Annotated in this window: 23 protein-coding genes; 6 read left to right on the top strand and 17 right to left on the bottom strand. The window is 72.6% G+C overall.

The window, feature by feature from the left end; genetic code table 11:
• Positions 1–147: 147 nt before the first annotated feature.
• From OG689_RS27855 to OG689_RS27840, 4 genes are read left to right on the top strand one after another with little or no spacing between them, the layout of a single operon-like run.
• Positions 148–1,107, top strand: a complete 960-nt coding sequence (locus OG689_RS27855) for a metal ABC transporter solute-binding protein, Zn/Mn family (RefSeq protein ID WP_266327479.1) — start codon at positions 148–150, stop codon at positions 1,105–1,107.
• 16 nt (positions 1,108–1,123) lie between these two features.
• Entirely contained in the window at positions 1,124–1,999 is an 876-nt protein-coding gene (locus tag OG689_RS27850) for a metal ABC transporter ATP-binding protein (RefSeq protein WP_266323596.1), read from the top strand.
• A 5-nt stretch (positions 2,000–2,004) separates the two neighbouring features.
• Positions 2,005–2,931 (top strand): metal ABC transporter permease, encoded by a 927-nt coding sequence (locus OG689_RS27845; RefSeq protein ID WP_266327477.1) that lies wholly within the window; start codon positions 2,005–2,007, stop codon positions 2,929–2,931.
• A 35-nt stretch (positions 2,932–2,966) separates the two neighbouring features.
• On the top strand, positions 2,967–3,377 hold the full coding sequence (locus OG689_RS27840; RefSeq protein ID WP_073927616.1) for a Fur family transcriptional regulator: 411 nt from the start codon (positions 2,967–2,969) through the stop codon (positions 3,375–3,377).
• A gap of 107 nt (positions 3,378–3,484) precedes the next feature.
• Here the strand turns inward: OG689_RS27840 and OG689_RS27835 are convergent, their stop codons facing one another.
• The 5 genes from OG689_RS27835 to leuA form a co-directional block, all read right to left on the bottom strand.
• On the bottom strand, positions 3,485–4,333 hold the full coding sequence (locus OG689_RS27835) for an isoprenyl transferase (RefSeq protein WP_266323594.1): 849 nt from the start codon (positions 4,331–4,333) through the stop codon (positions 3,485–3,487).
• 2 nt (positions 4,334–4,335) lie between these two features.
• The gene (gene recO, locus OG689_RS27830; RefSeq protein ID WP_266323593.1) at positions 4,336–5,082 is read right to left on the bottom strand and encodes a DNA repair protein RecO; all 747 of its coding nucleotides are present in this window, start codon (positions 5,080–5,082) and stop codon (positions 4,336–4,338) included.
• A complete protein-coding gene (locus OG689_RS27825; RefSeq protein ID WP_266323592.1) occupies positions 5,079–5,219 on the bottom strand; it encodes a hypothetical protein in 141 nt (46 codons plus the stop codon). The genes recO and OG689_RS27825 overlap by 4 nt, the downstream gene beginning before the upstream one ends.
• Positions 5,220–5,413: 194 nt before the next feature.
• Positions 5,414–5,941: a TerB family tellurite resistance protein gene (locus OG689_RS27820; RefSeq protein WP_323189332.1), complete on the bottom strand. Its 528-nt coding sequence runs from the start codon at positions 5,939–5,941 to the stop codon at positions 5,414–5,416.
• 560 nt (positions 5,942–6,501) lie between these two features.
• On the bottom strand, positions 6,502–8,298 hold the full coding sequence (leuA, locus tag OG689_RS27815; RefSeq protein WP_266323590.1) for a 2-isopropylmalate synthase: 1,797 nt from the start codon (positions 8,296–8,298) through the stop codon (positions 6,502–6,504).
• Between the two features lie 312 nt (positions 8,299–8,610).
• Between leuA and OG689_RS27810 the strand changes: the two genes are divergently transcribed.
• Positions 8,611–9,630 (top strand): M4 family metallopeptidase, encoded by a 1,020-nt coding sequence (locus tag OG689_RS27810; RefSeq protein WP_266323589.1) that lies wholly within the window; start codon positions 8,611–8,613, stop codon positions 9,628–9,630.
• An 88-nt stretch (positions 9,631–9,718) separates the two neighbouring features.
• Entirely contained in the window at positions 9,719–9,985 is a 267-nt protein-coding gene (locus OG689_RS27805) for a protealysin inhibitor emfourin (protein ID WP_073927915.1), read from the top strand.
• A gap of 120 nt (positions 9,986–10,105) precedes the next feature.
• Here the strand turns inward: OG689_RS27805 and era are convergent, their stop codons facing one another.
• The 12 genes from era to OG689_RS27745 all read right to left on the bottom strand — a co-directional run bounded on the left by era (position 10,106) and on the right by OG689_RS27745 (position 21,439).
• The gene (era, locus tag OG689_RS27800; protein ID WP_266323588.1) at positions 10,106–11,047 is read right to left on the bottom strand and encodes a GTPase Era; all 942 of its coding nucleotides are present in this window, start codon (positions 11,045–11,047) and stop codon (positions 10,106–10,108) included.
• 62 nt (positions 11,048–11,109) lie between these two features.
• Positions 11,110–11,271 (bottom strand): hypothetical protein, encoded by a 162-nt coding sequence (locus tag OG689_RS27795; RefSeq protein ID WP_266323587.1) that lies wholly within the window; start codon positions 11,269–11,271, stop codon positions 11,110–11,112.
• 117 nt (positions 11,272–11,388) lie between these two features.
• Positions 11,389–11,742: a cytidine deaminase gene (locus OG689_RS27790; RefSeq protein ID WP_073927916.1), complete on the bottom strand. Its 354-nt coding sequence runs from the start codon at positions 11,740–11,742 to the stop codon at positions 11,389–11,391.
• 77 nt (positions 11,743–11,819) lie between these two features.
• Positions 11,820–12,359: a DUF4383 domain-containing protein gene (locus OG689_RS27785; RefSeq protein WP_266323586.1), complete on the bottom strand. Its 540-nt coding sequence runs from the start codon at positions 12,357–12,359 to the stop codon at positions 11,820–11,822.
• 144 nt (positions 12,360–12,503) lie between these two features.
• Positions 12,504–12,740 carry a hypothetical protein gene (locus tag OG689_RS27780; protein ID WP_266323585.1) on the bottom strand — a complete coding sequence of 79 codons (237 nt, stop codon included), beginning with the start codon at positions 12,738–12,740 and terminating at the stop codon, positions 12,504–12,506.
• A gap of 98 nt (positions 12,741–12,838) precedes the next feature.
• Entirely contained in the window at positions 12,839–14,179 is a 1,341-nt protein-coding gene (locus OG689_RS27775) for a hemolysin family protein (RefSeq protein ID WP_266323584.1), read from the bottom strand.
• Between the two features lie 19 nt (positions 14,180–14,198).
• Positions 14,199–14,693: an rRNA maturation RNase YbeY gene (gene ybeY / locus OG689_RS27770; protein WP_266323583.1), complete on the bottom strand. Its 495-nt coding sequence runs from the start codon at positions 14,691–14,693 to the stop codon at positions 14,199–14,201.
• A 14-nt stretch (positions 14,694–14,707) separates the two neighbouring features.
• Positions 14,708–15,745, bottom strand: coding sequence for a PhoH family protein (locus OG689_RS27765; protein ID WP_266327475.1), 1,038 nt, complete (start codon positions 15,743–15,745; stop codon positions 14,708–14,710).
• 370 nt (positions 15,746–16,115) lie between these two features.
• Positions 16,116–17,033, bottom strand: a complete 918-nt coding sequence (locus OG689_RS27760; protein ID WP_266323582.1) for a ribonuclease Z — start codon at positions 17,031–17,033, stop codon at positions 16,116–16,118.
• Positions 17,034–17,037: 4 nt separating this feature from the next.
• The gene (locus tag OG689_RS27755; protein WP_266323581.1) at positions 17,038–17,397 is read right to left on the bottom strand and encodes a histidine triad nucleotide-binding protein; all 360 of its coding nucleotides are present in this window, start codon (positions 17,395–17,397) and stop codon (positions 17,038–17,040) included.
• Positions 17,398–17,439: 42 nt separating this feature from the next.
• On the bottom strand, positions 17,440–18,108 hold the full coding sequence (locus tag OG689_RS27750; protein WP_266323580.1) for an RDD family protein: 669 nt from the start codon (positions 18,106–18,108) through the stop codon (positions 17,440–17,442).
• Between the two features lie 100 nt (positions 18,109–18,208).
• On the bottom strand, positions 18,209–21,439 hold the full coding sequence (locus OG689_RS27745; RefSeq protein ID WP_266323579.1) for a S41 family peptidase: 3,231 nt from the start codon (positions 21,437–21,439) through the stop codon (positions 18,209–18,211).
• Between the last annotated feature and the right edge of the window lie 82 nt (positions 21,440–21,521).

Below are 21,521 nucleotides of genomic sequence, written 5' to 3'. Positions count from 1 at the left end.
TCAAATCGGTATCGGCGGCGAGGCACCGGCGCGGTGACGACCCGGCGCCGGAGCCGCCCGAACAGGTGTCCGCCGGACGGTCGGATCCATTGACCCGAACGGGTGAGTTGACAATCATTTCCACATAAGATGAGAATGGTTGTCATGATGATCCTCCGACGCGCCCCCCGCTCCATAGCCCTGGCCACCACGGCCGTGATCGGCGCACTCGCCCTGTCCGCCTGCGGCGGGACCAGCAGCGCCAAGGGCTCGGACGGCAAGCTGGACGTCATCGCCTCCTTCTACCCGATGGAGTTCCTCGCCGCGCAGATCGGCGGCGAGCACGTGCGGATCACCGACCTGACCGCCGCCGGCGTCGAGCCGCACGAGCTGGAGCTCACCGCCAAGCAGGTCGGCGCGGTCCAGAAGGCCGACGCCGTCCTCTACCTCAAGGGCCTGCAGCCCACCGTCGACCAGGCCGTCGGCCAGTCCCGGAGCAAGCACCTGGTGGACGCCGCCGCCGCCAGCCCGCTGGTCGACCACCACCTCGACGAAGGCACCGAGGAGGGCACGGACCACCACCACGAGGGCCCCGCCGGCGACCCGCACATCTGGCTCGACCCGACCCGCTACGCGGCGGTCGCCAGGAGCGTCGGCGCCGAGTTCGCCAAGGCCGACCCCGAGCACGCCGCCGAGTACGCCCGGAACACCGACGACCTGGTGAACAGGCTCGGCGCGCTGGACCAGCAGTTCCAGGACGGTCTGCGCGGCGCGACGAGCAGGACCTTCGTCACCAGCCACGCCGCCTTCGGCTACCTCGCCGAGCACTACGGCCTGACCCAGGTGGCCATCAACGGCGTCGACCCCGAGGCCGAGCCCACCCCCGCCCGGCTCGCCGCGGTCCAGAAGGCCGCCAGGGAGAACGGCGCCACCACCATCTTCTTCGAGACCCTGGTCAGCCCCAAGCTCGCCGACACCGTCGCCAAGGACCTCGGTCTGAAGACCGCCGTCCTCGACCCGCTCGAAGGGATCAAGCCCCCCACCGGCGGCGCGGCGGCCGACGACTACCTGACGATCATGAAGCAGAACCTCACCAACCTGCAGGCCGCGCTCGGCGCCACCAGCTGACGGGACACCACAGCCCATGCTCCAGAACACCGCGAAGGACGTCACACCCCCGACGGACCCCGACCCGGCGCGGCTCCCCGGCACCCCGGTGGCGGCCGCCCCCGCGGTCGTCCGGCTCACCGGCGCCGTCGCCTCGCTCGGCGGCCGGCCCGTGCTGCGCGGCGTGGACCTCGCCGTCCGGCCCGGCGAGGTGGTCGCCCTGCTCGGCGCCAACGGCTCGGGCAAGTCCACCACCGTGAAGAGCGTGATCGGCGCCGTCCCGCTGGAGCGCGGCACCCTGGAGCTGTTCGGCACCCCGTACGCCAAGTTCCGGCAGTGGCACCGGATCGGCTACGTCCCGCAGCGCACCACCGCCGCCGGCGGGGTGCCCGCCACCGTCCGCGAGGTGGTCTCCACCGGCCGGCTCCCCCAGCACCGGCTGCTGCCCTTCCGCCGCAAGGACCGCGAGGCGGTCGACCGCGCGCTGCACGCCGTCGGCATGCTCGACCGCGCCCGCGACGGCGTCGCCGACCTCTCCGGCGGGCAGCAGCAGCGGGTGCTGATCGCCCGCGCCCTGGTCGGCTCCCCCGACCTGCTGATCATGGACGAGCCGATGGCCGGCGTGGACGCCGCCAGCCAGCAGGTGCTCGCCGACACCCTGCGCAGCGAGGTCGCCCGCGGCACCGCCGTCCTGCTCGTGCTGCACGAACTGGGGCCGCTGGAGCCGCTCATCGACCGGGTCGTGCTGCTCCGGGACGGCTGCGTCGCCCACGACGGCCCGCCGGTGCCGAACACCGGCCTGCACGCGCTGCCCGGCCACGACCACGTCCACCCGCACGCGGACGACCACCACCTGACGACCACCGGCCTGACCAGTACCGGCCTGACGACCACCCCGAGGCTGCCGGCATGACCGAGATGCTCTCCTACGACTTCATGCAGCGGGCCCTGCTCGCCGCCGTCCTGGTCGGCGTGACCGCGCCCGCCGTCGGGATCTACCTGGTACAGCGGCGCCAGGCCCTGCTGGGCGACGGCATGGGACACGTCGCGATGACCGGCGTCGGGCTCGGCTTCATCTTCCGGACCAGCCCGGTCTGGATGGCCGTCCTGGTCTGCGTGCTCGGCGCGGTCGTCATGGAGCTGGTCCGCTCGCGCGGCAACCAGCGCGGCGACATCGCCCTGGCGATGCTCTTCTACGGCGGCATGGCCTGCGGAAAGCTGCTCGTCTCGCTCTCCGCCCAGGCCGGCTCCGGCAGCCTGGAGAGCTACCTCTGGGGCTCCATCCTCACCGTCGCCCCCGCCGACCTGCTCACCATCGCGATCCTCGGCGCGGTCGTCATCGCCGTCACCGTCGGCCTGCGCCGCCAGCTCTTCGCCATCTGCCAGGACGAGGAGTTCGCCCGGGTCACCGGCCTGCCGGTCCGCCTGCTGAACCTGCTGCTCGCGGTGATGGCCGCGGTCACGGTCACCGTGGCGATGCGGGTGGTCGGCCTGCTCCTGGTCAGCGCCCTGATGGTGGTCCCGGTGGTCGCCGCCCAGCAGCTCACCCGCTCCTTCGCCGCCACCCAGGCCGCCGCCATCGCCCTCGGCGTGGTGGTCTCGCTGGCCGGCGTGACCGGCTCCTACCAGGCCGACGTCCCCTCCGGCCCGGCCATCGTGCTACTCGCGATCGTGGTCTTCGCCCTGTTCAGCGCCCTGTCCGGGCCGCTCGCCCGGCGCCGCCACCGGGCCCCGGCCGACCGCGGCCCCGAGGTCTGCGACGTACGGCTGCCGGGCCAGGGCGCGGCCGACGCGAACGCCTGCGCGCAGAGCGGCCCGACGAGCGGAGCGGGGCTGGCACAATGAGGTGCGAGATGCCCCCACTCCCAGGAGGACCCACGGTGACCACCGCAGGCCCGACGCCGCGCGCCCGATCGACCCGGCAGCGAGCCGCCGTCTCGGCGGCCCTGGACGAGATCGAGGACTTCCGCAGCGCGCAGGAACTGCACGACATGCTCAAGCACCGGGGTGACTCGGTCGGCCTGACCACCGTGTACCGCACCCTGCAGTCGCTCGCCGACGCCGGCGAGGTCGACGTGCTGCGCACCGCCGACGGCGAGGCCGTCTACCGGCGCTGCAGCAGCGGGCACCACCACCACCTGGTGTGCCGTCACTGCGGAGCCACCGTCGAGGTCGAGGGCCCGGCGGTCGAGCGCTGGGCCAACGCGGTCGCCGCCGAGCACGGCTTCAGCGACATCGCGCACACGCTGGAGATCTTCGGCACCTGCGCGGACTGCGCCGCCAAGGCCTGACCGGCCGGCCGCCCCGAACGGGCCGACCTCGCCGAGCAGGCGGAGAACGCCGGAAACACCGAAGGGCCCGTGGGAATCCCACGGGCCCTTCCGCACGACCGGCAGGCTCAGCGCTGCGGCGGCACCTCGGCGGAGACCGCCTCCGCCTGGACCTCGTTGGGCAGCGCGCCGCCGAACCGGCGGTCGCGCATCGCGTACTGCTCGCAGGCCCGCCACAGGTCGCGGCGGTCGAAGTCCGGCCAGAGCACGTCCTGGAACACGAACTCGGCGTAGGCGGACTGCCAGAGCAGGAAGTTGGAGGTGCGCTGCTCGCCGCTGGGGCGCAGGAAGAGGTCCACGTCCGGCATGTCCGGGTGGTACATGTACTTGGCGACGGTCTTCTCGTTGACCTTCTTCGGGTCCAGCCGGCCGGCCGCGACGTCGGCCGCGATGGCCGCCGCCGCGTCCGCGACCTCGGCCCGGCCGCCGTAGTTGACGCACATGTAGAGCGTCACGGCGTCGTTGTCCTTGGTCTGCTCCTCGGCGACCTGCAGCTCCTGCACCACGCTCTTCCAGAGCTTGGGCATCCGACCGGCCCAGCGGACCCGCACGCCCATCGCGTCCATCTCGTCGCGGCGGCGGTGGATGACGTCCCGGTTGAAGTTCATCAGGAACTTCACCTCCTCCGGGGACCGCTTCCAGTTCTCGGTGGAGAAGGCATAGAGCGAGATGTTCTTCACGCCCAGCTCGATGGCGCCCTTGAGCACGTCGAGCACGACGCTCTCGCCGACCTTGTGGCCCTCGGTGCGGGGCAGCCCGCGCTCCTTGGCCCAGCGGCCGTTCCCGTCCATCACGATGGCGACGTGGCCCGGCACCAGCTCACCCGGGATCTTCGGCGGCCGGGCGCCGCTCGGGTGCGGGGTCGGGGGGAGGTACTCCCGCTGCTTGCTGCCGCCGAAGAGTCGTCGCGCTGCCATGCTTACTTCTCCACGTATCTCATCGAGCGGATTCCCCGCTCCAGGTGCCACTGCAGATAGGCCGCGACCAGACCGCTGCCCTCCCGCCAGTACCGCGGCTCGCAGGCGTCGGCCGTCTGCCAGTCCCCTGACAGCAGTGAGCCGAGCAGTACCAGTGTCTCAGGGGAGGGTACGGCACAGCCAGGCACCCGGCAGTCCCCGCAGAGCACTCCGCCGGCCTGGAGCGAGAAGAACCGGTTGGGCCCTTCGAGTCCGCACTTCGCGCAGTTGGTGAAGCTCGCGCCGTACCCGTTGACGGCGAGCGAGCGCAGCAGGAACGCGTCCAGCACCAGGTGCGACTCGTGCTGCCCGGCGGCGAGCGTCCGCAGTCCGCCCACCAGCAGCAGGTACTGCTGGACGGCCGGCTCGCCCTCGTTCTCGGCGAAACGTTCCGCCGTCTCCAGCATCGCCGTCCCCGAGGTGTAGCGGCCGTAGTCGGCGACGATCGGGCCGCCGTACGGCGCGATCGTCTCCACCTGGGTGCAGAGCGGCAGGCCACGGCCGATCAGGTCGCTGCCGCGGCTGAAGAACTGCACGTCCACGTGCGAGAACGGCTCCAGCCGGGCACCGAACTTGGACTTGGTCTTGCGCACCCCGCGCGCGACGGCGCGGACCTTGCCGTGCCGCCGGGTGAGCAGGGTGATGATCCGGTCGGCCTCGCCGAGCTTCTGCGCCCGGAGCACGACACCGTCGTCGCGGAACAGGCTCATGCCGCGCCCCCGCCGGTCCGCCCCGGCCCGCCGGGGAGCACGGCGCCACCGAGCGGCACGACGCCGGCACAGGACGCGGAACGCTGCGGGGGCAGGGGGCCGTCGAGGGACGCGCGGCCGTCGAACAGAGTGGGCATCCCCCCATTCTCGCGTACCGGCCGCGCACTCCGGGCGGAGCTCCGGCCGACCCGGGCGGCCACGGTCACCGGCCGCCGGACGGCAGCCGTGATCCCGCACCGGGGTCCGTGGGGGGACCCGCCGGTACGGGTCGCGACGGGCCCGAGGGGGGAGGTCGGGCCCTGCTCCGGGGCAGGGGGGAGGCCCCGGAGGCTCAGTGCGCGGCGCGGGTCGCCGCCTCCAGCAGGGTGCCGACCTGCTCCTCGCCGAGGCCCAGGCACCGGCCCACCTCGGCCAGCGCCTCGCGCTCCTGCGGCAGGTACCGGCCGTCGGCCAGCGCGATCCAGGCGCCCTGCAGCAGCAGTCGCTCGCGGCCCTGCTGGGCGAGGTGCGGGGTGAGCGGTTCGAGCGCCGCGTGAAGTTCGATGGCGAGGCCGTCGGCCAGGCCGTGCGCGTGGTGGAGTTCGCCGCCGAGGCCGGACAGCGCCGCCAGTGCCGCGAGCACCTGGGCCTCGCCGCAGTCCTCGAAGCCGGCGTCCTTGACGACCGCGCAGGCCGCCTCGCGGGCGCTGCGGCCGCCGGTGCCGCCGGCCGCCAGGAGGGCCAGGGCGACGGTGTACTGGGCGTCGCGGAGCATCGCCGAGAGGCGGACGCCGGTGAGCTGTTCCAGGCTCTCGACGCCGTACCGGCCGTGGCAGGTGGTGCACTGGACGCTGCCGATCACCGGTCCCAGCGGGAGCACCGGTGTGCCGAGGAGACGCAGCCACCGCCGGCCGTGCTGCCGACGGTAGTTGCGGTCCCCGCCGCAGCCTGGGCAGAAGAAGTCACCGAGAACGTCAGTCCGCCAACGAGGACGGACACCCCACAACCCTGTCACGGCGCCACTCCCCAGACATGGCAGGCGGCCTGCACAACAATGGGCAGGTCACGCGACCGGACGCCGTGGCCGTCCCACCGACCCCGGATTTCCGGTGGGTCGATGTTGCCATGGTTACCGGCATGTGTCAGTACCCCGAACGGCTTACGACGCAGAAAAATGTGGCGCAGAACACAGCCTGATGGGGCTCGGCTCGCCTCCGGGGCGCTTCGGTCCGGCACCGACGGTCGTCGCTCCGTCGCTCTCCCCCGGCCTCCGGCCGGGAGGTGCCCCCATTTCGGCACCGGCGCGCCCCTTCGGCTCGCTCGCGGTTGTTCCCTCCCGCCGGTCACTGCGCTGCGCGGCCGGGGCGGGGCGGGGCGGGAACGCGAACGGGCCGCCCCGGAGGGCGGCCCGCTGGGTCCTGCGAAGTTCAGCCCTACGGGTTACCCGCGCCGCGCGCGGTTGACCGCGCTGATCATCGCCTTCAGGGAGGCCAGCACGGTGTTGCCGTCGATCCCGACGCCCCACAGCACCTTGCCGTCCACCGCGCACTCGACGTAAGCCGCGGCCTGGGCGTCGCCGCCCTCGCTCAGGGCGTGCTCGGCGTAGTCCAGGACCCGGACGTCCACACCGATGCCGGCCAGCGCGTCGCCGAAGGCGGAGACCGGGCCGTTGCCGGTACCGGTCAGCGTGGTCTCCACACCGTCCACCAGGGCCTGCGTGGTCAGTGCGTCGCGGCCGTCCTCGGTGGTCAGGCTGCGCGAGCCGGACAGCGAGATCCGGCCCCAGGCGTTGTCCGGGGTGGGCAGGTACTCGTCCTGGAAGACCGCCCAGATGTCGGCCGGGGTGACCTCGCCGCCCTCGGTGTCGGTCTTGGTCTGGATGATCTTGGAGAACTCGATCTGCATCCGGCGCGGCAGGTCCAGCTTGTGGTCGTTCTTCAGGACGTACGCGATGCCGCCCTTGCCGGACTGGCTGTTGACCCGGATGACCGCCTCGTAGCTGCGGCCGACGTCCTTCGGGTCGATCGGCAGGTACGGGACGCCCCAGGTGTACTCGCCGACCGGTACGCCGGCCGCCTTGGCGTCGGCCTCCAGGGCGTCGAAGCCCTTCTTGATGGCGTCCTGGTGCGAACCGGAGAACGAGGTGTAGACCAGGTCGCCGGCATAGGGGTGGCGCTCGGGGACGCCCATCTGGTTGCAGTACTCGGCGGTGCGGCGGATCTCGTCGATGTCGGAGAAGTCGATCATCGGGTCGACACCCTGCGAGAACAGGTTCATCCCGACGTTGACCAGGTCCAGGTTGCCGGTCCGCTCACCCTGGCCGAACAGGCAGCCCTCGACCCGGTCGGCGCCGGCCATGATGGCCAGCTCGGCGGAGGCGACACCGGTGCCGCGGTCGTTGTGGGGGTGGGTGGACAGCGCCACGAACTCACGGCGCGTCAGGTTCCGCGACATCCACTCGATCTTGTCGGCGTAGACGTTCGGCGTGGAACGCTCCACCGTGGTCGGCAGGTTCAGGATGATCTCGCGGCCCTCGCCGGGCTGCCAGACGTCCATCACCGCCTCGCAGACCTCCAGTGCGAAGTCCAGCTCGGTGTCGATGAAGATCTCCGGCGAGTACTCGTAGCCGAAGACGGTGTCGTCGCCCAGGATCTTCTCGGCGTACTCCATCACCAGCCGGGTGCCGTCGACGGCGATGCCCTTGATGTCGTCCTTGCTGCCCTTGAAGACCACCCGGCGGAACAGCGGGGAGGTCGCGTTGTACAGGTGGACGGTGGCACGCGGCGCACCCTTCAGGGACTCCACCGTGCGCTCGATCAGGTCCTCGCGGGCCTGGGTCAGCACCGAGATGGTGACGTCCTCGGGGATCGCACCCTCGTTGATCAGCGAGCGGACGAACTCGAAGTCGGTGGCACCGGAGGACGGGAAGCCGACCTCGATCTCCTTGTAGCCCAGCTTCACCAGCAGGTCGAACATCTTGCGCTTGCGGGCCGGCGACATCGGGTCGATCAGCGCCTGGTTGCCGTCCCGCAGGTCGGTGGAGAGCCAGCGCGGCGCCTGCGTGATCACCTTGCTCGGCCAGGTGCGGTCCGGCAGGTCGATGGTGCCGAACGGTACGTAGCGGCCGAACGGCATACCCGAGGGCTTCTGCTGGACGCTGCTCGCGGTGATCGGGGTGGGGCGGTCGATGAAGGCGCGCCCGGCGGGAATCGACGTGGCGGAGCTCTGCTCGGTCATGGAGTGACTCTCGGCTTCCGTGTGTGATGCGGGCTGGTCGGGGGTGGTGGACACCCGACGGGCCGGCTGCTGCCGCGATTGGCGTTCATACGCGCACAGCACAGTCCCCCGCGGCAAGGGAGCCGGCCTCAGTGGACTACAGGCCCTCGCCGCGGCGGCTAAGAAGAAGCAGCCCGATACGCATGATGTGAACCAGCGTAACCCAGGCCCTCCCGAGGCCGAAGCGCGTCCACGGACTTTTTCACCCTTTGAGACGAACGGCTGCGTGACGGCCTGGTGACAAATTGTCACGGCTGCGTCACCCTTGGCGCCATGACTCCCCTCCCTCCGCGCTGCTCGATCGTCCCGCCCTACGTCCTGGACCGGCTCGCCGAACAGGGCCACGCGGCCGCCGTCCGCTCGCTCGCCCTCGACGCCACGCACCGCGAGGCCCGGCTGGTGGCACCGGCGCCCGCGCCCGGCCCGAACCATCCCCGGCGCGTCGTCCGCGACGCGCGGCACACCGAACGGCTGCCCGGTCTCACGGTGCGCCCGGAGGGCGCGCCGCCGGTCGCCGACCCCTGCGTCAACCAGGCCTACGACGGCCTGGGCGCGACCTACGCGCTGTTCTCCGACGTCTACGGCCGCCCCTCGATCGACGGCGCGGGGATGCGGCTGGACGCGACCGTCCACTACGGAGAGCACTACGACAACGCCTTCTGGGACGGCCAGCGGATGGTCTTCGGCGACGGGGACGGCGTCGTGTTCGGCGACTTCACCGCCTGCGTGGACGTCATAGGCCACGAACTCTCCCACGGCGTGACCCAGTTCACCGCCGGGCTGGCCTACCACGACCAGTCCGGCGCGCTCAACGAGTCGCTGTCCGACGTCTTCGGCTCGCTGGTCAAGCAGTACGCCCTGCGGCAGAGCGCCGACGAGGCCGACTGGCTGATCGGGGCCGGCCTGCTCGCCCCCGGCGTACAGGGCGTGGCCCTGCGCTCCATGAAGGCGCCCGGCACCGCGTACGACGACCCCCGGCTCGGCAAGGACCCGCAGCCGGCCCACCTGCGCGACTACGTCGAGACGGCGCAGGACGAGGGCGGCGTGCACATCAACTCCGGCATCCCCAACCACGCCTTCTACCTGCTCGCCACCGCCCTCGGCGGACCGGCCTGGGAGCGGGCCGGCCGGATCTGGTACGACACCCTGACCACCCACCGGCTGACGCCGGACGCCGGGTTCACCGCCTTCGCCCGGGCCACCGTGGCCGCCGCCACGGCCCGCTACCAGGACGAGGCGGTCGCCAACACGGTGACGGCGGCCTGGGCCAGGGTCGGCATCAGTGTCGGATGAGGCCGTTCCCCATCCGCCCGCCCGGTCTTTATGTGAAGCTCTGGGAAAGCGACCGCAAATCCCAGCCCTGGGTAGCACCATGGACACCATGCGTATCCATGTGACCCGGACCGGCGGCCTCGCGGGCCGCACACGCCAAGCGGAGCTGGACACCGCCGAGCGCACGGACGCCCCGCACGTCCACGCCCTCGCCCGCGAGGCCGTGGTCGGCGGGCTGCGCGCGCCCTCGTACGGGGTGCCGGACGGCTTCCACTACGCCATCACCGTCGACGGGCGCACCGTGCACTGCGCCGATCCCAAACTGACCGACTCCCAGCGCGAACTGGTCTCGCTGGTGCTCCGCGAGGGCGCCTGAGCCCCCGGCCGCCCCCGGGTCGCCGTCCGCCGGAGGTGGCCGGGCGCACGGCCCCGGGCACGGCGAAGGGCCCGTCCGGGCGGACGGGCCCTTCGCCGGTGTCCTCGGACCACCGGTGCGTCAGAAACCGAGCTTGCGCAGCTGCTTGGGGTCGCGCTGCCAGTCCTTGGCGACCTTGACATGCAGGTCGAGGTAGACCGGCGTGCCGAGCAGCGCCTCGATGTGCTTGCGGGCGGTGGTGCCGACATGCTTCAGGCGGGCACCCTTGGCGCCGATCACGATGGCCTTCTGGCTCTGCCGCTCGATGTACACGTTGGCGTGGATGTCCAGCAGGGGGCGGTCCGCCGGGCGGCCCTCGCGCGGGATCATCTCCTCGACCACCACGGCGAGCGAGTGCGGCAGCTCGTCGCGGACACCCTCCAGGGCCGCCTCGCGGATCAGCTCGGCGACCATGACCAGCTCGGGCTCGTCGGTGAGGTCGCCGTCCGGGTAGAGCGGCGGGCCGGCCGGGAGCAGCGGGGTGAGCAGGTCGGCCAGCAGACCGACCTGGGTGTCGGCGACGGCGGAGACGGGAACGATCTCGGCCCACTCGATGCCGAGTTCCAGGCCGAGCTGGTGGATGGCGATCAGCTGGGCGGCCAGCGCCTTGGAGTCGACCAGGTCGGTCTTGGTGACGATGGCGACCTTGGGCGTCTTCTTGACCTCGGCGAGCTCCTTGGCGATGAACTTGTCGCCGGGGCCGAGCTTCTGGTCGGCCGGGAGGCAGAAGCCGATCACGTCGACCTCCGCCCAGGTGCTGCGGACCAGGTCGTTGAGGCGCTCGCCGAGCAGGGTGCGGGGCTTGTGCAGGCCGGGGGTGTCGACCAGCACGAGCTGGGCGTCCGGGCGGTGCACGATGCCGCGAACGGTGTGCCGGGTGGTCTGGGGGCGGTCGGAGGTGATCGCGACCTTCGTCCCCACCAGGGCGTTGGTCAGGGTCGACTTGCCCGCGTTGGGGCGGCCGACGAAGCACGCGAAGCCGGATCGGTAGGTGCCGGCCTGGGAGGGGGAAGTAACGCTCATGCGCCCCATTGTCCCTGATCACCAAGGTCTGGACGGACAGGCCGCCGGAGCCCGGCCCCGGCCTACGGCTTCTTGCCGCCGCCGAGCGAGGCCAGGCCGCTGACCAGGACGATCACGAACAGGGCGATCGAGCCGCCCAGCCACCACGGCGAGCCGGTCTCCTGCCACTTGCCCATGCCCATCACGCTGAGCAGCAGCCCAGCGAAGAACGCCCACGGCCCCATCGTCCGGCTCCCCCGGTCAGGAGCTCCCCCCGGAGCTCTCCCGGTGAGATTATCCGTCGGATCGACGGGGGTGGGCGTCCGTCCGCCTGCCGGCCCGGCGCTCCGGGCGAGCCTGCTTCAGCGGGCCTCGGCGGCCACCCGCAGGGCGCCGTCCGGGCCCGCCAGCAGCACCGGGGTGCCGGCGCCGCCGAGGTCGCGCACGGCGGCCAGGTCGGCCTCGGCGGGCTGCCCGGCCTCGGTGACCACGGCGGCCGCCTCCAGGCTGCGTGCCCCGCTGGCCACCGCCATCGCCACGGCCGTCTGCAGCGCGCTGAGCTTCAGCGACTCCAGGGCGACCGTGCCGGCGACGTAGGTGCGGCCGTTCTCGTCGCGCACCGCGGCCCCCTCCGCCACGCCGTTGCGGGCGCGGGCGGAACGGGCCAGGGTGATGATCTTCTTGTCCTCAGGGTCCAGCTCGGTGACATCACTCATGCCGCAGAGCATAGGCGGCCGTGATCGTCACGCGTCGGCGCGTCCGCCGCCGGGACCGGGCGCGGCCCGTCGCGCGCTCAGTGCCCGAACGGGTTCGGCGGCCCGGGCTTGAGGATCTTGACGAAGGCCGGCGGGCCGGAGGGCAGCGGCTGCTCCTCGCGGTGGCGCTTCTGCCAGTACGGGTTGTCCAGCGGCAGGTGGCTGCTGACTCGGCCGTACATCCCGAAGGTCAGCACCACGAAACCGAAGATGAAAGCGAACAGGATGTTGGACATCCGGAAGTTGAGGATGTTCGCATCGGGCCGGCCGAGCACCGTCAGACCGTAGAAGCCGGACAGCACGAACAGCACGCCGACGATCATGTTGACATTCGAGGCGACGTTGCCGCCCACCACCGCGCCGCCGATCAGCACCACGCCCATCACCACCGAGAGCACGCTGAGCGCGCCGTTGGTCGACAGTCCGACCACCTGGTCGCCGTCGGTGGACAGGAAGCCCGGATGGCCGGTCAGCCCGAGGATCCCGAAGACCACCAGGAACGCCCCGCCCAGCCCCGCGCCGATCCGGTAGACCGTGGCCAGCCGGTGGTCGACGGGCAGTTCGTCTTGCAGTTTCATGGAGACCTCCACGATGCGGAAGAAGCCGTGGACCGCGCGCCGGGCGAGCGACGCGGCCCGCGTTCCACGCTACGCCCGATCCCGGGGACCGCATGGCGGCGGGCGCGGCGCCGCCCGGCGGTGCCGGACGAGCCCCGGCCGGCCCTAGCGGTGCGGGTCGCCCGACCCGTGCGGCACCTCGTGCAGGTAGAGCGAGCCGCACTGCTGGCAGGCCGGCCGCTCGGTCCTGCCCCAGTCGTCCTCCGGCCGGGTCTCCGCGTCCGGGTCGATCGTGCGGCCGCACATGGCCTCGGTGGCCCCGACGGTCCGCATGATGTGCCAGGTCCTGACGCCGCCGGACCGGCCCTGCGGGCCGTACTCAGCGCGCAACTGATGAGTCATGACCACATGGTGGTGACGTGCCCGGCGGCCGGGCAACTCGTGCTGCGCCTTCCGGGGCGGTCGCAGCCCGCCCCGGTCGTCGGCGTCCGTCGTGCCGGTCAGCGCCCGTCGGGCCGGTCGCCGTCCTCGCCGTGGCCGTCGTCCGCCGGGCGGACCGGGGCGGCGACCACGGTGCCGATCCGGTTGCGCCGGCCGGCCGAGCTCTCGGCGGTCAGCAGGATGGCGGTGAGGTCGGTGCCGGCGTCCTCCGGCAGCGGTATCTCGCAGGCGGAGCCGGGGATCGGCACCCGGCCGAGGTGCTTGGCGAGCAGGCCGCCGACGGTCTCGACGTCCTCGTCCTCCAGCTCGATGCCGAACAGGTCGCCGAGGTCCTCGACGAGCAGCCGGGCGGTGATCCGGTACGAGCCGTCGCCGAGGTCCTCGACGGGTGCGATCTCCCGGTCGTACTCGTCGGTGATCTCACCGACGATCTCCTCCAGGATGTCCTCGATGGTGACCAGGCCGGCCGTGCCGCCGTACTCGTCGATCACGATCGCGACGTGCGAGCGCATCTGCTGCATCTCGCGCAGCAGGTCGCCGGCCGGCTTGCTGTCGGGGATGAAGACGGCCGGGCGCATCATGCCGCCGACCGGCTCGGACTCCGCGTCACGGTTGATGTGGGTGAGGCGTACGAGGTCCTTGAGGTAGACCATGCCGACCACGTCGTCCTCGTTGTCGCCGACCACCGGGATCCGCGAGAAGCCGGAGCGCAGCGCCAGCGTGAGAGCCTGCCGGACGGTCTTGTGCCGCTCGATCATCACCAGGTCGGTGCGCGGCACCATCACCTCGCGCACGATGGTGTCACCCAGCTCGAAGACCGAGTGCACCATCCGGCGCTCGTCGTCCTCGATCAGGTCGTCCTTCTCGGCCAGGTCGACCAGCGCCCGCAGCTCCGCCTCGGAGGCGAACGGCCCCTCCCGGTACCCCTTGCCGGGGGTGAGCGCGTTGCCGGTCAGGATCAGCAGCCGCGGGATCGGGCCGAGGATCCGGGCCAGCGGCAGCAGCACGAAGGCCGCCGCCGTGACGGTGCTCAGCGGGTGCTGGCGGCCGATCGTGCGCGGCGAGACGCCGACCGCGACGAAGGACACCAGCACCATCACCCCGAACGCCAGCAGCACGGCCTGCCAGGTCGGCTCCACGTTACGGACGCAGACCACGGTGACCATGACCGCCGCCGCCATCTCGCTGGCCACCCGGATCAGGGTCGCCAGGTTGAGGTAGCGGATCGGGTCGGAGGCCAGCGTCAGCATCCGGTCGGAGCCGCGCCGCCCGGCCCGGACGGCCTCCTCGGCACGGAACCGGGAGACCCGGGAGATGCCCGCCTCGGCGCAGGCGGCCAGCCAGCCGACGCCGGTGAGCAGGACGGCACCCAGGATGAAGCTCGTACTTTCGCCACTCACAGCGGATCGGACCCCGCGCTCAGTGGGTGGTGGGGGCCGGCGAGATGCCGCCGAGGCCCCGACCGGCACGCCAGTCGTCCAGGATCCGCTTCTGGAGCGCGAACATCGCCCGCTCCTCGTCCGGCTCCTCGTGGTCGTAGCCGAGCACGTGCAGCACCCCGTGGACGGTGAGCAGCTGCAGCTCCTCGTCCATGGAGTGCTTCGACGGGGCCGCCTCGCCCTGCTGCTTGGCGACCTCCGGGCAGAGCACGATGTCACCGAGCAGGCCCTGCGGCAGCTCGTCGCCCTCCTTGCCCGGACGCAGCTCGTCCATCGGGAAGGACATCACGTCGGTGGGGCCCGGCAGGTCCATCCACTGGATGTGGAGCTCCTCCATCGCCGCGCTGTCCACCAGGATCACGGACAGTTCGGACTGCGGGTGGATCCGCATCTTGTCGAGGGCGTAGCGGGCGATGTCGAGGATGGAGTCCTCGTCGGCGTCCCAACCGGACTCGTTGGCGATGTCGATCGACATGGAGGGGCTGTTACTCAGCTTTCGGTGCGATGGGACTGGCGGGGTGCCCGGGCCGACGGCGCCTTCACGGTGCGCCGCTGGGCCGGCTTGCGGGCGGGGGCGGGCGGGGTGTTCTCCGCGGCCTCCTGGACGGCGTCCCAGCGCTCGTACGCGTCCACGATCCGGCCGACCAGCTTGTGGCGGACCACATCGGTGCTGGTGAGGACGGAGAAGTGGATGTCGGGTACGTCCGCCAGGATCTCCTGGACGACCTTGAGGCCGCTTCGGGTACCGCCCGGGAGGTCGACCTGGCTGGTGTCACCGGTGACCACCACCCGGGAGTTGAAGCCGAGGCGGGTGAGGAACATCTTCATCTGCGCGGGCGAGGTGTTCTGGGCCTCGTCCAGGATGATGAAGGCGTCGTTGAGGGTACGGCCGCGCATGTACGCCAGCGGGGCGACCTCGATGGTGCCGGCGGCCATCAGCCGGGGGATCGAGTCCGGGTCCATCATGTCGTGCAGCGCGTCGTAGAGCGGGCGCAGGTACGGGTCGATCTTCTCGTAGAGGGTGCCGGGCAGGAAGCCCAGGCGCTCCCCCGCCTCGACGGCGGGCCGGGTCAGGATGATCCGGTTGACCTCTTTGGCCTGCAGCGCCTGCACGGCCTTGGCCATCGCGAGGTAGGTCTTGCCGGTACCGGCCGGGCCGAGGCCGAAGACGATCGTGTGCTTGTCGATCGCGTCGACGTAGCGCTGCTGGTTGAGGGTCTTGGGGCGGATGGTCCGGCCGCGGTTGGAGAGGATGTTCGCGGTGAACACCTGGGACGGCGACGGGTCGTCCGGGTTGTCCCCGGCACTGCGCAGCATCGCGATCGAACGCTCCACGGCGTCCTCCGTCAGGGGCTGGCCGGTGCGCAGCACCAGCATCATCTCGGAGAACAGCTGCTGCACGAGGGCGACCTCGGCACGCTCGCCGGTCGCGGTGACCTCGTTGCCCCGGACGTGGATGTCCGCGGCCGGGAACGACCGCTCGATCACGCGCAGCAGCGAGTCGGTGGCACCGAGCAGGGTGACCATCGGGTGCTTCTCGGGAATGACGATCCTGGCGCTGGCGACCCGCTCGGAGCCGGCCGCCTGGGCAGGCCGCGACTGTCCGTTCGTACGGGTATGTGATGTGTCACTCATAGGTCGGCGCTGAGGCCTGCCTCATCCCATCCGTGGTCTCGTGGTGCCGCTCGGTCGGTCCGGGGTCACCAGGGTACGCCGCGCGCGTGATCGCCGGGGCGGTGCGGCGCCACCTCTCGGCGGACGAATCGCGCACGCGGTCGATGCTCCGGCAGTTCCGGGGCCGATGCGACTGGTTTTCCGTGCGGCCACCGGCCGCCACCGCCCGCCGGCCCGCCGCCGGTGGCTCGCGCCGGCTCCCGGCGCGGGTCGACGGCGCCGGTCAACGGCGCGGTGGGACGGGCACCCGGGCGAGGTCCTCGGCGACCACGATCTCGCCGTCGAAGTACCGGCGGGCCTCGGCCAGGTGACCGCCGAGGTCCGGGTAGCGCTGGGAGAAGTGGGTGAGCACGAGGGTCCGGGCGCCCGCCCCGGCGGCGACCTGGGCGGCCTGGCCGGCGGTGAGGTGGCCGTGCTCGCGGGCCAGGTGCGCGTCGGCGTCCAGGAAGGTCGCCTCCATCACCAGCAGGTCGGCGCCCTCGGCGAGCTCGCCCACGCCGTCGCAGAGCCGGGTGTCCATCACGAAGGCGAACCGCTGGCCGGGACGCGGCTCGCTGACCTCCTCCAGGGTGACGGTCCGGCCGTCCACCTCGATGGCGCCCTGGTGCTGGAGCCGGCCCACCGCCGGGCCGAAGACGCCCAGCTCGGCCAGGCGCTCCGGCACCAGCCGGCGGCCGTCCGGCTCGGCCAGCCGGTAGCCGAAGGACTCGACGGGGTGCGACAGGCGGACGGCGTCCAGCGTGAAGCGGGCCCCGGGGACGGGCAGCGGGCCCGCCTCCTCCACCGGGTGCGGGCGCAGCACGGCCGTCTCGTGGAAGGCCGTGGCGTGCCGCAGCCGGTGGAAGAAGACCTCGCCGGAGGCCGGGAAGTACACGTCCACCGGGTGCGGCACCCGGTCCAGGTTGATCCGCTGGATCACTCCGGCCAGACCGAGGCAGTGGTCGCCGTGGAAGTGCGTGACGCCGATCCGGGTGATCTGGGTGGCGGAGACCCCGGCGTGCAGCATCTGCCGCTGGGTGCCCTCCCCCGGGTCGAACAGGAGCCCCTCGCCGTCCCAGCGGAGCAGGTAGCCGTTGTGGTTGCGGTGCCGGGTGGGCACCTGGCTGGCGGTGCCCAGGACGACGAGTTCGCGTTGCGACACGGTGTCAGACCAGGCCCTCACGAAGCGGCGTGCCGCCGAGCACGTGGACGTGCGCGTGGAAGACGGTCTGGCCGGCGCCGGCACCGGTGTTGAAGATCAGCCGGTAGCCCGCCGCGTCGATCTTCTCGTCGGCCGCCACCTCGCCCGCCTCGACCAGCAGTTCGGCGGCCAGCGCGGGTTCGGCGGCGGCGAGCGCGGCCGCGTTCGGGTAGTGCGCCTTGGGGATCACCAGGATGTGGGTCGGGGCCTGCGGGTTGATGTCCCGGAACGCGACGGTGCGCTCGTTCTGCCGGACCACCGTCGCCGGGATCTCCCCCGCCACGATCTTGCAGAACGGGCAGTCGGACTGCGGCTCGCCGGACATCGGTGTCTCCTCGCGGAATCGGGTCGGGGCTACCGCCGCATGCTAGCCGAGCCGCCCGGCCCGCCGCTTCCACCCGTCCAGGTGCTTGCGGCGCACGACCCTTACCCCGCAGGCCTCCTCCGGCTCCAGCTCTTCGAGCATCAGGCCGATCGGGAGCATCACGAAGCCGAGCAGCCAACGCCTGGCCAGCCGCCAGGTGCCCGGCCGGCTGACGTCCTTGTACCGGATCACCCGTGCGGCCAGCAGGCCCTTGCCCAGGCTGAATCCGAGCAACCGGGCGAGCACCACGTGGTTGACGAAGGAGAAGCCGACGGACACCGCCAGCAGCAGCCCGAAGTAGGCGCCCGCCGAACCGCCGTGCTGCGAGGAGCTCTTGGCCGCCGCGAACCCGGCCACCAGGGCGAAGACCCCGTCGAGGACGGCCGCCAGGATCCGGCGGCCGTCCCCCGCCTCCTCCGGCGCCGGCGGGAGCTGCGGGCCATGGCCGGGGTGGGGAGACTGGGGGTAGTGGGACTGCTGGGGCTGGGGGTGCTGAGGGTACGGCTGCTGCTCGGCGTACGGCTGCGACGGGTACGGCGGCCGGGGGTACGCCTGCTGCGCGTACGGGTACGGCTGCGGCGGGTACGGCGGCGCCTGCTGCCCGTACGGGCCGGCCGCCGGCTGCTGGTACGGGCCCCGGCCGTACGAACCCTGCGGGTGTGCCTGTGCCATCTCGCTGCCCCCGTTACGCGGTGATCATGAATCAGCCACGCATCCTAACCGGCGTCCGCCGGGCGGGAGGCCTGCTCCCGCCCGGCGGACGCCGGCCCGGCTACAGCCCGGGAACCGGCGGCGGGGTCTTCGCCGGGGTCTCCGCCAGGGCGGCCAGCGCCAGCCGCACGCCCTCGGCCAGCTGCGGGTCCTCGCCGGCCGCGTACTGGTGCGGGGCGATCGGCACCTCGACGTCCGGATCCACCCCGTGGTTCTCCACGCCCCAGCCGTAACCCTCCAGCCAGAAGGCGTACTTGGGCTGGGTAACCCCGGTGCCGTCGACCAGGCTGTACTTGCTGTCGATCCCGATCACACCGCCCCAGGTGCGGGTCCCGACCACCGGGCCGATCTTCAGCGCCTGGATCGCGGCGTTGACGATGTCGCCGTCCGAGCCGGAGAACTCGTTGGCCAGCGCCACCACCGGACCGCGCGGGGCGTCACCCGGGTACGGGTCGGCGCCCGCGACGTCCCGGGCCCGGTCCCAGCCGATGATCTTCCGGTTGAGCTTCTCGATCACCAGCTGGGAGGTGTGGCCCCCGCGGTTCTCCCGCAGGTCGACCACCACGCCCTCCTTGGCCATCTCGACCCGCAGGTCGCGGTGCAGCTGCGCCCAGCCGGCGCTGACCATGTCCGGGACGTGCAGGTAGCCGAGCCGGCCGCCGGAGAGCTCCCGGACGGCGGCCCGGCGCCCGGCCACCCAGTCGTGGTAGCGCAGCGCCTCCTCGTCCGCCAGCGGCACCACCACCGGGTACCGCTGGTCGGTGCCGCCCTTGCCCGCGACGGTCAGCTCGACCGGCTGGCCGGCCGTGCCCGCCAGCAGCGGCGCCGGGCCGGTGACCGGGTCCACCGGGCGGCCGTTGACGGCCAGCACGGCGTCCCCCGGGCGGACGGCGGCGCCGGGCGCGGCCAGCGGCGAACGGGCCCGCGGGTCGGAGGACTCGCCGGGCAGGATCCGCTCGATCCGCCAGACCTCGCCGTCCTTCACGAGGTCCGCGCCGAGCAGGCCCTGCCGGCGGGCGGCCTCGGTGCCGGTGCCGTACGGGGTCACGTACGCGTGCGAGGTGCCCAGCTCGCCCTGGACCTCCCAGAGCAGGTCGACCAGGTCGTCGTGCGAGCCGAGCCGATCCACCAGCGGCCGGTAGCGGGCCAGCGCGCCCGCCCAGTCGAAGCCGCCCATGTCCGCGCGCCAGAAGTTGTCGCGCATGATGCGGCCGTTCTCGTCGAACATCTGCCGCCACTCGGCCGCCGGGTCGACGGTGACCCGCAGCCGGGAGAGGTCCACATCGGTCTCGTCGTCCTCCCCCGCCGCCTTGTGGTCGGCCGGGACGATCCGCAACTGTCCCTCGTCCAGCACCGCCAGCCGGCCGCCGTCCCCGGTGACGGAGAACGAGTCCAGTCCGGCGACCAGCTCCTCGGCGCGCAGCTTCTTGAAGTCGAACCGCTCCAGCACCGGACGCGGCCGCTCGTCCTCCAGCGAGGCCGCCTCGTCGCCGAGTTCGCCGAGCAGCGGCAGCCTGGTCCAGAGCACGCCGTCCTTGGCCGCGCGCAGGCTGCCGAAGCGGCCGCCCTCGACCGGGAAGGGGATGATCCGGTCCGCGATGCCGTCCAGGTCGACGCGGGTGACGGGGGTCGTGTCCGAGCCGTCCTCGGCGTCCGCCTTCTTGCCCTTGGCGTCGTCGTCCTCGCCGCCGAACGGCCGGCCGGCGCGCTGCGGGCCGAACGGGGACGGCGTGTCGGCGGCCAGTGTGATCAGGTACGGGCGGCAGCCGTTGGGGAAGGACAGGTCGAAGACGTGCGCGTCGTACACCGGGTCGAAGTTGCGCACCGACAGGAACGCGAGGTGCTTGCCGTCCGCGGTGAAGGCCGGCGAGGTGTCGACGAACCGCTGCGGAGTGGCCTCGCCGACCGACCGGGTGGCCAGGTTCGCGAGCACGATCTGGCGCAGCGACCACGGCCCGAGCGCCGGCTGCGACCAGGCCAGCCAGGCCGAGTCGGGGCTGAACACCAGCCCGTTGACCTCGCCGTCGGTGCTGCGGGCCAGCTCGTGCACGGCGCCGTCGGCGAGCGTCACCAGCAGCACCCGGCCGTCGTGCGAGGCGACCGCCAGCTGCTTGCCGTCCGGCGAGACGACCAGGCCGAGCACCCGGCCGAGCTGCCCGGCGGCCAGCCGGCGCCGCTCCGCGCCGAGCACCGCCGGGGCGTACTCGAGGGCGTCGTCACCCTCGGCGTCGGTCACCCAGAGCACGCCCTGGGCGCCGTCCTCGCCCGGCACCACCCGGGCCAGCCGGGCCCGGACGCCCGGCGTCTCGTCCAGCACCCGGGCCGGGCCCTCACGGTGCGTCAGCCAGTGCACGCTGCCGCGCACCACCACGGCGCTGGCCCGGCCGGTGCGGTCCGGGGCCGCGCTCGACAGCCAGTGCGCGGCGCTGACCGGGCGCGGCCGGCGGCCGGTCGCGGGGCCGGCCAGCCGGATGTCCAGGCGGCGCGGCGCGGCGCCGTCCAGGTCGTCCAGGATCCAGAGGTCGCCCGCGCTGTGCCAGACCACCCGGGCGCCGTCGGTGGTGGCGTTGCGGGCGTAGAAGCCGTCCTCGGCGGTGGTGTGGGCCCGCAGGTCGCTGCCGTCCGGGAGGCTGGAGTAGAGCCGGCCCGCGCCCTCGTGGTCGGAGAGGAAGGCGATCCGGTCACCGACCCAGAGCGGGGACTCGATGTTGCCGCCCAGCCCGGCGTGCACCCGGGTGAACTCCTCGGTGCCGATCCACAGCTTGCCGGCCGTGCCGCCGCGGTAGCGCTTCCAGTGCGCGGGCTCGCGGCTCCAAGCGGACAGCAGCAGCACCCTGCCCCCGGCTTCGGGCTCCTGCGCCAGGCCGCCGACCGGCCCGTACGGCAGCCGGGCGGGCTCGCCGCCGTCCAGCGGGACGGCGAACGCCCAGCTGCGCCGCAGGGTCTCCTGGCCGGCCGTGGTGGTGGCGATCGGGCGGCCGTCCGCCGTCCAGCCGCGCATCCTGGTCTGGCCGCTGCCCCAGTACGTCAGCCGGCGGGCCGGGCCGCCCTCGACCGGTGCCAGGTGGATCTCGGGGGCGCCGTCCCGGGTCGACGTCCAGGCGATGTGCCGGCCGTCCGGGGAGAATCTGGGGTGCGAGACCGGGACCTGATCGGCGGTCAGCCGCCAGGCCCGGCCACCGTCGAGCGGGGCCAGCCAGATGTCGTTCTCGGCGACGAAGGTGATCAGGTCGCCGTGCAGGTGGGGGTGGCGCAGGTACGCGCCCACGAGGGTGCTGTGGGGTTCGGTCACGGCGTCACTTTATGCATGTGCACGCACAGTACGAAGCGTTTTCTTCGACAGCGAACCTGGGTGGGCGACCCCCGCCGCGGGG

Source organism: Kitasatospora sp. NBC_00240 (assembly GCF_026342405.1).
Taxonomy (GTDB): Bacteria; Actinomycetota; Actinomycetes; order Streptomycetales; family Streptomycetaceae; genus Kitasatospora.
The sequence above is the reverse complement of the archived record's forward strand: the minus strand, read 5'-3'. Positions and strand labels throughout refer to the sequence as shown.

Coding starts and splice junctions, on each gene's coding strand:
- OG689_RS27855 (WP_266327479.1), top strand. CDS start 148: ATGATCCTCCGACGCGCCCCCCGCTCCATAGCCCTGGCCACCACGGCC.
- OG689_RS27850 (WP_266323596.1), top strand. CDS start 1,124: ATGCTCCAGAACACCGCGAAGGACGTCACACCCCCGACGGACCCCGAC.
- OG689_RS27845 (WP_266327477.1), top strand. CDS start 2,005: ATGCTCTCCTACGACTTCATGCAGCGGGCCCTGCTCGCCGCCGTCCTG.
- OG689_RS27835 (WP_266323594.1), bottom strand. CDS start 4,333: ATGGCAGCGCGACGACTCTTCGGCGGCAGCAAGCAGCGGGAGTACCTC.
- recO (WP_266323593.1), bottom strand. CDS start 5,082: ATGAGCCTGTTCCGCGACGACGGTGTCGTGCTCCGGGCGCAGAAGCTC.
- OG689_RS27825 (WP_266323592.1), bottom strand. CDS start 5,219: ATGCCCACTCTGTTCGACGGCCGCGCGTCCCTCGACGGCCCCCTGCCC.
- leuA (WP_266323590.1), bottom strand. CDS start 8,298: ATGACCGAGCAGAGCTCCGCCACGTCGATTCCCGCCGGGCGCGCCTTC.
- OG689_RS27810 (WP_266323589.1), top strand. CDS start 8,611: ATGACTCCCCTCCCTCCGCGCTGCTCGATCGTCCCGCCCTACGTCCTG.
- OG689_RS27805 (WP_073927915.1), top strand. CDS start 9,719: ATGCGTATCCATGTGACCCGGACCGGCGGCCTCGCGGGCCGCACACGC.
- era (WP_266323588.1), bottom strand. CDS start 11,047: ATGAGCGTTACTTCCCCCTCCCAGGCCGGCACCTACCGATCCGGCTTC.
- OG689_RS27795 (WP_266323587.1), bottom strand. CDS start 11,271: ATGGGGCCGTGGGCGTTCTTCGCTGGGCTGCTGCTCAGCGTGATGGGC.
- OG689_RS27790 (WP_073927916.1), bottom strand. CDS start 11,742: ATGAGTGATGTCACCGAGCTGGACCCTGAGGACAAGAAGATCATCACC.
- OG689_RS27785 (WP_266323586.1), bottom strand. CDS start 12,359: ATGAAACTGCAAGACGAACTGCCCGTCGACCACCGGCTGGCCACGGTC.
- OG689_RS27780 (WP_266323585.1), bottom strand. CDS start 12,740: ATGACTCATCAGTTGCGCGCTGAGTACGGCCCGCAGGGCCGGTCCGGC.
- ybeY (WP_266323583.1), bottom strand. CDS start 14,693: ATGTCGATCGACATCGCCAACGAGTCCGGTTGGGACGCCGACGAGGAC.
- OG689_RS27765 (WP_266327475.1), bottom strand. CDS start 15,745: ATGGTCACCCTGCTCGGTGCCACCGACTCGCTGCTGCGCGTGATCGAG.
- OG689_RS27755 (WP_266323581.1), bottom strand. CDS start 17,397: ATGTCCGGCGAGCCGCAGTCCGACTGCCCGTTCTGCAAGATCGTGGCG.
- OG689_RS27750 (WP_266323580.1), bottom strand. CDS start 18,108: ATGGCACAGGCACACCCGCAGGGTTCGTACGGCCGGGGCCCGTACCAG.